Origin of the sequence: Sulfitobacter sp. W074, from assembly GCF_025142275.1 — a bacterium.
GTDB lineage: Bacteria > Pseudomonadota > Alphaproteobacteria > Rhodobacterales > Rhodobacteraceae > Sulfitobacter > Sulfitobacter profundi.
The window spans coordinates 163,297-174,749 of record NZ_CP081130.1; the positions used below are offsets into that span (position 1 = coordinate 163,297).

The following is an 11,453-nucleotide window of genomic DNA, read 5'->3' on the forward strand; positions in this document are numbered from 1 at the left end:
CTGCCGTCAGAGACCCGAAAAAAACAATATGCGCATCCACCCCAAGGTGGAGCCGACAGGGGGACGATATGTCTGAGAAGGACCAGCAAAAGGCGGCGGCTGTCGAAACCGCCGCAACCGGTGACCGAGGCGGACTGAGCCAGGCGGAACTGGACGAACTTGTCGCTTCTTCTGATACGGGCGGCCGTGCTGTAAGCGGGCTGATGGGCACCTTGCTGCTGTTGGTGGCACTGGCTTGGTCGCTGTTTCAACTCTACATCGCGTCACCCATTGGTCTGTTCAATGATACGCTGGCCCGCTCCATTCACTTGGGCTTTGCCGTATTCCTTGGCATCATGGTGTTCCCGGCCACGCGCACGAGTTTTCAGGTGGCACTTGGTGTCATCGTTCCGGCCGTTCTTGCCGCGCTCTTTATGGTCAGCACCAAAGATTCGACCGCGATTTGGTGGATCCCGATCCCCGCACTTTTCGTGATTGCGACAGTGCTGCTCGGCTCGCCCAAGAACCGCGTTCCAATCTGGGAATGGGCATTGGCGATCGTTGGCACCTTTTGTGCGCTTTACCTCTTTATCTTCTACCGCGAAATCGCCAACCGCGTCGGCGCGCCGATCCTGCCAGACTATATCGCAGGGGTTACCGGACTGTTAATCCTGCTCGAAGCCACCCGCCGCGCGCTTGGGCCTGCGTTGATGATCGTGGCGAGCATTTTTCTTTTCTACACCGTGCTTGGCCCTTCTATGCCCAGCATCATCGCCCATAAGGGCAATAGCCTGTCGGAGATCGTGAACCACCAGTGGATCACCACCGAGGGCGTCTTTGGCATCGCGCTTGGTGTGTCGACCTCTTTCGTGTTCCTCTTCGTGCTGTTCGGCTCGCTGTTGGACCGTGCGGGCGCGGGCAACTACTTCATTCAGGTCGCGTTCAGCCTCATGGGCCACATGCGCGGCGGTCCGGCGAAAGCGGCGGTTGTGGCATCGGCCATGACCGGCCTGATTTCGGGCTCCTCCATCGCGAACGTTGTGACCACCGGCACATTCACCATTCCGCTGATGAAGAAAGTGGGCTTCAACTCCGAGAAAGCAGGCGCGGTCGAGGTGGCCTCTTCGGTCAACGGTCAGATCATGCCGCCTGTGATGGGCGCTGCGGCGTTCCTGATGGTCGAGTATGTCGGCATCCCCTATTTCGACGTGGTCAAACACGCCTTCTTGCCTGCGGTTATCTCTTACATCGCGCTGGTCTACATCGTGCACCTTGAAGCGATGAAAGCCGGGATGCAGGGTCTGCCCCGCGCCTATACGCCCAAGCCGCTGGTGCAGCAGTTGATCGGCATCGCCTTTGCGATCATCGCCATCTGCGCCCTGTCTTTCGCGGTTTACTACCTAATGGGCTGGATCCGCCCGGCCTTCCCTGAGACGGCGGGCTACATCATCTTTGTCTTCCTCACGGCGGTCTATGTTGGTCTGCTCTATGTCGCCAGCAAAGAAGAGCCGCTGAAGCTGGACGATCCCAATGCTGAGGTGACATCGCTGCCGATGCCCGGACCGACCGCGCGGTCGGGGCTGCATTTCATCCTGCCCGTGGTCGTGCTGGTCTGGGCGCTGATGGTCGACCGTCTGTCGCCCGGCCTCTCGGCCTTTTGGGCGGCGGCTTACATGATCTTTATCCTGCTGACACAGCGCCCGCTGATGGCGATGTTCCGCGGCGAAAGCCAGTTTGTGAACGACGTGAAGGCGGGTGTTCTTGACCTGATCGACGGGTTGGTCACCGGCGCACGCAACATGATCGGTATCGGCATCGCCACGGCAACGGCCGGTATCATCGTGGGCGCGGTGAGCCAGACCGGCGTCGGCTCGGCGCTGGCGGATGTGGTTGAGGTGCTCTCGGGCGGCAATATCCTTGCGATCCTCTTCCTGACCGCGGTCCTGTCGCTGATCCTTGGCATGGGCTTGCCCACCACTGCGAACTACATCGTGGTTTCGGCGCTGTTGGCGCCAGTGATCGTGACATTGGGTCAGCAGAACGGGCTGATCGTGCCGCTGATCGCTGTGCACCTCTTTGTCTTCTATTTCGGCATCATGGCCGATGTGACCCCGCCGGTGGGGCTGGCAAGCTTTGCCGCCGCCGCCGTTTCGGGCGGTGATCCGATCCGCACGGGTCTCGTGGCCTTCTTCTACTCCCTGCGCACCGCGGCGCTGCCGTTCCTGTTTATCTTCAACACGGAACTGCTGTTGATCGGGGTCACATGGGGGCAGGGGCTGTTCATCTTTGTCGTGGCAACTGTAGCGATGCTGCTCTTCGCCGCCGCGACCCAAGGCTGGTTTTTGGCCCGCAACCGTTTCTATGAAACCATCGCGTTGCTGCTGATTGCCTTTACCCTGTTCCGCCCGGGGTTCTGGATGGACATGGTCTATCCGCCCTATAGCGAAGAAGCGCCGACCGAGATCGTGCAGGCGGCTGAGGAAACGCCCGCCGGTGAGCGGCTGCGCCTGCGCGTTGCGGGAGTGAACGATCTGGGCGATCCGCTGGAATTCGTCGCGCTGCTGCCGATTGGCGCGGGCGAGACGGGGGCCGAGAAGCTGGAAGCCGCAGGTCTCATGTTCCGCGAGGATGGCGACAAGATGATCATCGACGATGTCCTCTACGATAGCCCTGCGCAGGGCGCGGGCCTTGATTGGGACCAAGAGGTGCTGCGCGTGCTGAAACCGATGCCGCAACCCAGCAAATATTGGATGTTCATCCCCGCGCTGTTGCTGCTGGCACTGGTCGTCTTCCTGCAACGGGGCCGTGCCGCGCGTGACACCCGCAAGCCCGCGACAGCCTGAGGAGGGCGCACCATGTTTGACAATATCTTGCTGACTGTTGACCTGAGTGACCCAAAATCATGGGAGAAAGCGCTGCCGCAGGCGGTGGATATGATCCGCCTGTCCAAGGGCACCCTGCATATCCTGTCGGTCGTGCCTGACATGGGCACGCCGCTGGTCGAAGGGTTCTTTCCCGCAGATTACGAAAAACAGGCCACAGGCCGTGCGGCCAAGGCGCTTGAAAAGCTAGTCGAGCGTGAAGTGCCTGATGACGTAAAGGTGAAGCAGCACCTCAAGTTCGGCAAAATCCACCGCGAGGCGCTGAAAACGATAAAGAAATCAAACGCCGATCTGGTGGTCATGGGATCAGAACACCCCGACAGCCTGCGTGAATTCCTCGTTGGCTCCAATGCCGACCGCATTGTGCGTCGTTCGCCTGTTTCCGTTTTGGTCGTGAGGGCGTAAGACACGTGCGTCGCGGAGATAAGCAGGGAAATGGTCCATTGCGCCGCGTTGTTCGGAGTATTCACGCATGACCCCTTTCGCGATTGCCGGCGTGCAGATGTACGTCAATGCCTTGCAGCCCAATGTCGATGGCATGATCCAGCGGCTCGACATTCTGATGGCACGCTTCCCTTGGACGCAGATGGTGCTGTTCTCTGAACTGGCGCCTTTCGGCCCGCTCGACCGGTTTGCCCTGCCGCCCGAGAACGAGACGATTGAACAGTTTCAGGCCGCCGCGCGGCGGCACCGCGTCTGGCTGATCCCCGGTTCGATGTTCCTAAAGCATCCCGAAGATGGCCGGGTCTATAACACTTCCGTCGTCATCAACCCCGAAGGCGAAGTGGTGCGCCGCTATGCCAAGATGTTCCCATTCCGGCCCTATGAGGCCGGGATCGCGGCGGGCAATGAATTCTGCATCTTCGACGTGCCAGATGTGGGCCGCTTTGGCCTGTCGATCTGCTATGATATGTGGTTCCCCGAGACGACGCGCCAGCTGACCTCTCAGGGTGTCGAAGTGCTGTTGCACCCGGTTTTGACTGGCACCACGGACCGCGACGCAGAGCTTGCCATCGCGCGGGCCACGGCGGCGCAGTTCCAGTGCTATATCTTTGACGTGAACGGCCTTGGCGCTGGCGGTGTGGGCAAGTCCTGTGTCGTTGATCCGACCTCGATGGTGCTGCACCAGTCGGCAGGCCAAGAAGACATGTTCCCGATTGAGATCGATCTCAACATGGTGCGCCGCCAGCGTGAGACGGGGATGAAGGGCTTGGGCCAGTTGCTCAAATCCTTCCGTGATCGCCCGACCGATTTCCCGGTCTATGACCGCGACAGCGGCGCGGATGCTTTCCTGCACACCCTCGGCCCGCTCGAAGTTCCGCAGCAGGGCAGCCGCGCGGGGCTGCATGTCGATGTGCCCGCCCAGCAGGTGCCTGCCGAGATCCCCGCCTATAAGGGCAAGAACGGTTTCCCGCCGGAACCGCTTGCCAGCGCCACCGCCGGCACCGCGCCGGAAGTGGCACAGACACCGGCGCCCGCGGCACCTGCTGCGGCCATGCCAGACCCACAAACAACGCCCGAAACACCCGGGCAGAACGACAATACCAGCGGCTAGGCCGAGGTTAGGTTCGCACACTGCGGTACCTAGGCATCGGTCGGCCCTCCAGCAGAGGACGACTGATGCATTCTATGAACGACTATTCCTCGGCCATTCAACTGCGGTCGGATCGGTGGAGCGCCCTGCGCGCCGCCGCCGCCGCCATGTCGCGTGACCCTAAGGGCAAAGGCGCGGCGCAGGGCCGCAAGGAAATCGAGGCGCTGTTCGACTCGCTGGCCCTGATCGAGCCCTATTGGGCCTTTCCGGGCATGTCCGCCTTTGACCACATGCGCCGTCAATTTGCCCATGGCAATTTCGAGGATCTGGCCTTTGCCGTGAACCGGGTGACCCGTGCGCTGACCACCGGCGCTTACCGGCGGCGCACGATCCCGCTGGAACGCGACAGTCTGGATCAAGACGAACATGACGACGAGGCGATGCTCCCACCCGAGGCGCGCGCTCTGGCCAAGCCCTATTTCGAAGTGCTTATCGTTGACAATGTGAACGAACAGCAAGAGCGCTGGCTGCGCAGCAATGTCACCCGCATGCGCCGCAGCGAAGACCCGTTTATCTACGAAGCCGTCGTGGTGCCGAGCCTCGAAGACGCGCTGATTGCGGTGATGTTCAACCACAACATCCAAGCCATCGTCGTCCGCCCCGGCCTGACATTGAAATCAAAGGTCGATCAGCAGATCCTGACACGCTACCTCGCCCGCGCGGGGGGGCAGGATGAGATCGACGCGCTTGAACCTGAAAGCTATGGCCCCGAACTTTGCCGGATGATCGCCAAGGTCCGGCCCGAGTTGGACGCCTATCTGGTCACCGAACGTTCGGTCGAGGATATCGCCGGGCTGGATCTGGGAATTTGTCGGCGGGTTTTCTACAACCAAGAAGACTTCATGGAGTTGCACCTCAATATCCTGCGCGGGGTGCAGGCGCGCAACAAGTCGCCCTTCTTCACCGCGCTGGTGGAATATTCCAAGCAGCCCACAGGCGTTTTCCACGCCATGCCCATCAGCCGCGGCAAGTCGATCACCCGCAGCCATTGGATTCAGGACATGGGGGCGTTTTACGGGCCTAATATCTTCTTAGCGGAAACTTCCGCCACGTCCGGCGGTCTCGACAGTCTGTTGGAACCGCATGGCCCGATCAAAGAGGCACAGGAACTCGCCAGCCGGGCTTTCGGCTCTAAGCAGACGTTTTTCGCCACCAACGGCACCTCAACCTGCAACAAGATCGTCGTGCAGGCGCTGGTGCGGCCCGGTGACATCGTGCTGGTCGACCGCGACTGCCACAAGTCGCATCACTACGGCATGGTGCTGGCCGGCGCGCAGGTCAGCTATCTCGACAGCTATCCGCTAAATGAATACTCGATGTATGGCGCGGTGCCCCTGCGCGAAATCAAGCACCGGCTGCTGGAGCTGAAAGCGGCGGGCAAGCTTGATCGGGTGCGGATGCTTCTGCTGACCAACTGCACCTTCGACGGGCTGGTCTATAACGTCGAGCGGGTGATGGAGGAATGTCTGGCGATCAAGCCCGATCTGATCTTCCTCTGGGATGAGGCGTGGTTCGCTTTCGCCCGGTTTAGTCCCACATATCGCCAGCGCACGGCGATGAACGCGGCCAACACCCTGCGCGAGAAATTCAAGTCTGACGCCCATGCCGACGCCTATGAAGCGCAGCAAAAGACGCTGAAAGACGCGGATGATGAGACCCTGCTCAACACCCGGCTGATCCCGCCACCGCAGGCGCGGGTGCGGGCCTATGCCACGCAATCGACCCATAAAACCCTGACCTCCCTGCGGCAGGGGTCGATGATCCATGTCAACGATCAGGACTTCAAAGGCGAGGTCGAACAAAGCTTCCACGAAGCCTATATGACGCACACGTCAACCTCGCCAAACTACCAGATCATCGCCTCGCTGGATGTGGGGCGGCGGCAGGTCGAACTTGAGGGCTTTGAGTTCGTGCAGCGGCAGGTCGAAGCGGCGATGTCGATGCGCCGCGCGATCAGTGAACACCCCTTGCTGCGCAAATATTTCAAGGTGCTGACCGCAGGCGACATGATCCCCGAAACCCACCGCGAAAGCGGGGTGACCAGCTATTACGACACCGAACAGGGCTGGACCGACATGTGGGATTGCTGGGAACAGGACGAGTTTGTCCTCGACGCCACCCGCGTGACGCTTGCCGTGGGCGGCACCGGCTGGGATGGCGATACCTTCAAGACGCAGATCTTGATGGATAAATACGGCATCCAGATCAACAAGACCTCGCGCAATACCGTGTTGTTCATGACCAACATAGGCACCACGCGCTCTTCGGTCGCCTATCTGATCGAAGTGCTGGTCGAGATCGCCAAATCGCTCGACGATCTTTTGGACGATGCCAGCCGGATGGAACGGCTATCGTTCGATCGGCGTGTCACCAACCTGATGGAAAACTACCCCCCGCTGCCGGATTTCAGTTGCTTCCACGAAGCCTTCCGCGCCGCGGATACGCCAGAGGGGGACATTCGCACGCCCTTCTTCCTCGCCTATGATGAGAAAAACTGTGACTACCTCGACCTGAACGGCTCACTCCAAGAGGTGATGGACGCGGGCGATACCGTTGTCTCGGCCAGTTTCATCATCCCCTATCCGCCCGGCTTTCCGATCCTTGTCCCCGGACAGGTCGTCAGTCAGGAAATTCTCGACTTTATGCGTGCCTTGGACGTGAGCGAGATCCACGGATACCGGCCCGATCTGGGCCTGCGCGTCTTTACCGCGGAGGCGCTGAAACGCGTGCGCCGCAAAGACCTTTCTTCTTCACCCGTTTGACCAAAAGGACCCACGACATGGTAAAAATTCTCAAGAATATCTCCGAAATCCGCCGGTTCTTTCACCGAAACGAGGACCCGGTCTATTTCATCTCGGCCACCAACTTCAATCTGTTGGGCCTTGATGAATGGGTGAAGAATTTCAAATACATCTGCTATATCGACTGCTACGGCGGTAAGCACCCCAACGTCTTTTGCCCCTCGGAACAGCCCCATGCAGAGTTCCAGAGCATCGAGGACATCAACAACTACTTGCTGCAGCACAAAGAGGTCATCGACTTTATCAAGCGCCGCGGCGGCAAGCCCAAGTTCGTCTTTTTGATGTTCGACGAAGAGACCGAGCGTCTCAGCAAGGAGTTGGGCGCCGAGGTCTGGTTCCCGAAAGCCAAGCTGCGCCAGTCGATGGACAACAAGATCGAAACCGTGCGCATCGGCAACAAGGCGGGCGTGCCCTCGGTGCCGAACGTTCTGGCCGAGGTGAAATCTTACGACGACCTGAAAAAGACCTGCGAGAAGGCCGGGATCGGCCATGATCTGGTGTTGCAGTCGGCCTATGGCGACAGCGGGCACACGACCTTCTTCATCAAGTCCGAAGCCGACTTCCGCCGCCACGAGAGCGAGATCATCGGCGAGGGCGAGATCAAGATCATGAAGCGGATCGATTGCCGTGGCGCGGCGATCGAGGCCTGTGCGACCAAGGAGGGCACCATCGTCGGCCCGCTGATGACCGAACTTGTGGGTTTCAAAGAACTGACCCCCTATCGCGGCGGCTGGTGCGGGAATGAAATCCTCGCCACCGCCTTCCCGCCGAAGGTGCGGGAGAAGGCCCGCGATCTGACCTTCAAGTTCGGGGAGCAGCTGCGCAAGGAGGGTTATCGCGGCTATTTCGAGCTCGATTTCCTGATCGACAAAAAGACCGGCGATCTGTGGCTGGGTGAGTTGAACCCGCGCATCACAGGCGCGTCTTCGATGACCAACCACGCGGCCTTCGCCCATGCCGATGCGCCGCTCTTCCTGTTCCACCTGTTGGAGTTCAGCCGCAAGAAGTTCAACCTCGACGTGGATGAGTTGAACGCCCGCTGGGCCGATCCGGACAACATCGACGGTTGGAGCCAGATGGTCATCAAACACACCGATGACAGTGTCGACATCTGCACCGAAGCGCCCGAGACCGGCATCTACAAGATGAAGGAAGACGGCAGCGTGGTCTTTGACCGCTTCGACTATCACCGCCGCGCGGTGGAGAGCGAGAACGAAGCCTTCTTCCTGCGCATCCTGCAACCGGGTGATTACCGCTACGAAGGCGCGGATATCGGCATCCTTGTGACGCGGGGGCGGTCGATGACCAAGTCTTTCCAGTTGAATGAGCGCGCGAAAAAGTGGATCCATGGGATCAAACGCAGTGTGGACGGCAAACCCCTGCCCACCGCGTCTGCTGGTCCGGAGCTTTCTGATCCGGCGTTCAAGATCCTGTAGCAAGATGAAAGGCCGCGATGTACTGGCGCGCAATGTCCGAAGATCAGCCCGGCCCCAAGTGGGCCGGTCTCTTCGCAGCCTATTGGCCTGACTACCATGCATGGTGGCTGAAGGAAGGGGAGGCCGCGCGCCCGACCTATGCCCAATGCCGTCGCGCCTTGGGCAAACATATGCCCGAGATGCTGCCGCTTTATGATGAGCTTTGCACCCTCGCGGGCGGCGGCGATCACGCGGCGCGGTTTCTGAGCTTCTATTGCCCGCCGCCCTATCTCTCGGCCTGTTCACAGGCGATCTGGGCCGGGAAAGAACCGGTCATGGTGCGCAACTATGACTACAATCCCAATGCATTCGACGCGATGGTGCTGCGCTCGGGCTGGCAGGGGCGGCAGGTCATGGGCACATCGGATGGGCTATGGGGGCTGGTCGATGGGGTGAATGATGCGGGGCTGTCGATCTCGCTAACCTTTGGCGGGCGTCGTGTGGTAGGCGAAGGGTTCGGCGTGCCGCTGATCCTACGCTATGTGCTGCAGACCTGCGAAACCGCGCAAGAGGCGGGAGAGGTGCTGGCACGGGTGCCGACGCATATGAGCTATAACGTCACCGTGCTCGATCGGAAGCGGAGCTACCTGACCGCGATGATGGCCCCTGACCGCCCGGCTGTCACCACCCGCGCCGCGGTGGCGACCAATCACCAGGAAAATGTGGAATGGATCAGCCACGCCCGTTTTACCGCCACGGTCGAGCGGGAGCGCTATCTTTTGCAACGTCTGCGTCTGCACCGCGATCCGGAAGAGAAATTCATCGGCGCCTTTCTGAAACCTCCGCTTTATTCCACGGCATTCAACGCCGGGTTCGGCACGCTTTACACCGCTGTTTACCGTCCACGAAAACGCGAGATGGAATTGCGCTGGCCCGGCACGACCTGGGCGCTGTCGCTGTCGGATTTCACCGAAGGCGCGCGGCAGGTCTTGGTACCGGGGGCGGCATGAGCAGGGCGGCGCGCAAAGGGCCGCTGTCGTCGCTGCGGGTGGTGGAGTTCTCCGGCCTCGGCCCCGCCCCATTGGCGGGGCAACTGCTGGCTGATCTGGGCGCGGATGTCATCACGGTCGACCGCAAAGCCGCCCCGGCGGACCCGTCCGATATCAACCGCCGTGGCAAGCGGTCGGTGGTGGTGAACTTGAAAACCCCCGAAGGGATCGCGGCAGCGCGGGCGCTGATTGCCTCTGCCGATGTGCTGATCGAAGGGTTTCGCCCCGGCGTGATGGAGCGTTTGGGCCTCGGCCCAACAGATTGCTCTGACAAGCTGATCTATGGCCGCATGACCGGCTGGGGTCAGACCGGCCCATGGGCGCAGACGGCGGGGCATGACATCAATTATCTGGCTCTAACAGGGGCCTTGCACGCCATGGGCAGCGCGGGTGCGCCCCCGGTGCCGCCTTTGAACATGGTGGCGGATTACGGCGGCGGCACGATGTTCTTGCTGTTTGGCATCCTCTCGGCAGTGATCGAGCGGGGGGTGACCGGCAAAGGTCAAGTTGTCGATGCTGCGATGGTCGACGGGGTGCCTGCGATGATGGGGTTGATCCACGGCATGTTGGCCCAAGGCACATGGACCGAGGAACGCGCTACCAATTGGCTTGACGGGGCCGCGCCCTTCTACCGCTGCTACACCTGCGCCGATGGAAAATTCATCTCTGTGGGCGCGTTGGAGCCGCAGTTCTACGCGATCCTGTTGGAGAAGCTGGGTCTGCCTGCGGACCTAGCCGCCAGCCAGAACGACCGGGCGACTTGGGAGGCGCGGACCGCCGAATTCGCCGCGATATTCGCAACCCGCGCCCGTGATGACTGGGCCGCGCATTTCGACGGTTCGGATGCCTGCGTGGCCCCCGTGCTCAGCTTTTCCGAAGCGCCGGACCACCCGCAGATGGCGGCACGCGGCAATGTGGTGCGGGTAGACGCCGTGCTGCAATCGGGCCGTGCGCCGCGTTTTGGCGCAACTGCGCCCCAGATGCCCAGCCCCCCGCGTGCCATCGGGGCGGACACCGATGCGGTGCTGGCGGAGCTTGGCCTACGTTTGGACCGCGCATGAAAAACCCCCGGCGCGAGGGCCGGGGGTCAATCTTGGAACGAAAGCTCAGGCTTAGGCCGCTTTGCGGTCGTGTTTGCCTTCTTCGATCTCCTCGACGATCTTGGCGACGAATGCGTCGAGATCCTCGGGCGAGCGGCTGGTCACGATGCCTTGGTCGGCCACCACTTCGCTGTCTTCATACTGCGCGCCAGCGTTCTTCACGTCGGTCGCGATGGAGCTAAAGCAGGTTGCCTTGCGGCCCTTGATAATGCCCGCTTCGATCAGCAGCCATGGGGCATGGCAAATCGCGGCGACGGTCTTGCCGCTGTCGTGGAACTTGCGGATCAGGGCCACAGCGTCATCGTTGGCGCGCAGCAGGTCAGGGTTGATCTGGCCGCCGGGCAGCACGATGCCTTGGTAGTCATCAACATTTACGTCCCGAAGGGCGAGGTCTGCGGGCACGGTGTTGCCCCAGTCGTCTTCGTCCCAGCCCTTGATCTCATTCCCGTCGGGGGTGGCCACATGGACAGTGGCGCCGCGGTCGCGGAGATCGTTCAGGGGTTTTTCCAGTTCGGACTGCTCAAAACCGTTGGTGGCGAGGATCAGGATCTTTGCATTGGTGATATCGGTCATTGCTTTCTCCTTTGTGATTTCTGCTGGACCAACGATGTGCATGGTCCCCTGTTCCGCTCA

Annotated in this window: 8 protein-coding genes; 7 read left to right on the top strand and 1 reads right to left on the bottom strand. The window is 60.9% G+C overall.

What is annotated here, in order from left to right; translation table 11 throughout:
• Positions 1 to 68: 68 nt before the first annotated feature.
• From K3762_RS00780 to K3762_RS00810, 7 genes are all read left to right on the top strand, one after another.
• Complete coding sequence (locus K3762_RS00780; protein WP_067629489.1) at positions 69 to 2,822, top strand: TRAP transporter permease; 2,754 nt, start codon at positions 69 to 71, stop codon at positions 2,820 to 2,822.
• A gap of 12 nt (positions 2,823 to 2,834) precedes the next feature.
• Positions 2,835 to 3,266, top strand: a complete 432-nt coding sequence (locus tag K3762_RS00785) for a universal stress protein (protein WP_067940946.1) — start codon at positions 2,835 to 2,837, stop codon at positions 3,264 to 3,266.
• A 67-nt stretch (positions 3,267 to 3,333) separates the two neighbouring features.
• Positions 3,334 to 4,416, top strand: coding sequence for a carbon-nitrogen hydrolase family protein (locus tag K3762_RS00790; protein ID WP_067629486.1), 1,083 nt, complete (start codon positions 3,334 to 3,336; stop codon positions 4,414 to 4,416).
• 65 nt (positions 4,417 to 4,481) lie between these two features.
• Positions 4,482 to 7,217 carry an aminotransferase class I/II-fold pyridoxal phosphate-dependent enzyme gene (locus tag K3762_RS00795; protein ID WP_120349857.1) on the top strand — a complete coding sequence of 912 codons (2,736 nt, stop codon included), beginning with the start codon at positions 4,482 to 4,484 and terminating at the stop codon, positions 7,215 to 7,217.
• A 17-nt stretch (positions 7,218 to 7,234) separates the two neighbouring features.
• On the top strand, positions 7,235 to 8,692 hold the full coding sequence (locus K3762_RS00800; protein ID WP_067629482.1) for a biotin carboxylase: 1,458 nt from the start codon (positions 7,235 to 7,237) through the stop codon (positions 8,690 to 8,692).
• Positions 8,693 to 8,709: 17 nt separating this feature from the next.
• The gene (locus tag K3762_RS00805) at positions 8,710 to 9,681 is read left to right on the top strand and encodes a C45 family autoproteolytic acyltransferase/hydolase (protein WP_132444009.1); all 972 of its coding nucleotides are present in this window, start codon (positions 8,710 to 8,712) and stop codon (positions 9,679 to 9,681) included.
• Positions 9,678 to 10,781 (top strand): CaiB/BaiF CoA-transferase family protein, encoded by a 1,104-nt coding sequence (locus K3762_RS00810; RefSeq protein WP_132444010.1) that lies wholly within the window; start codon positions 9,678 to 9,680, stop codon positions 10,779 to 10,781. Before K3762_RS00805 ends, K3762_RS00810 begins: the two co-directional genes overlap by 4 nt.
• A gap of 51 nt (positions 10,782 to 10,832) precedes the next feature.
• Here K3762_RS00810 and K3762_RS00815 read toward each other — a convergent pair whose 3' ends face one another.
• On the bottom strand, positions 10,833 to 11,393 hold the full coding sequence (locus tag K3762_RS00815) for a type 1 glutamine amidotransferase domain-containing protein (protein ID WP_132444011.1): 561 nt from the start codon (positions 11,391 to 11,393) through the stop codon (positions 10,833 to 10,835).
• Positions 11,394 to 11,453: the final 60 nt, after the last annotated feature.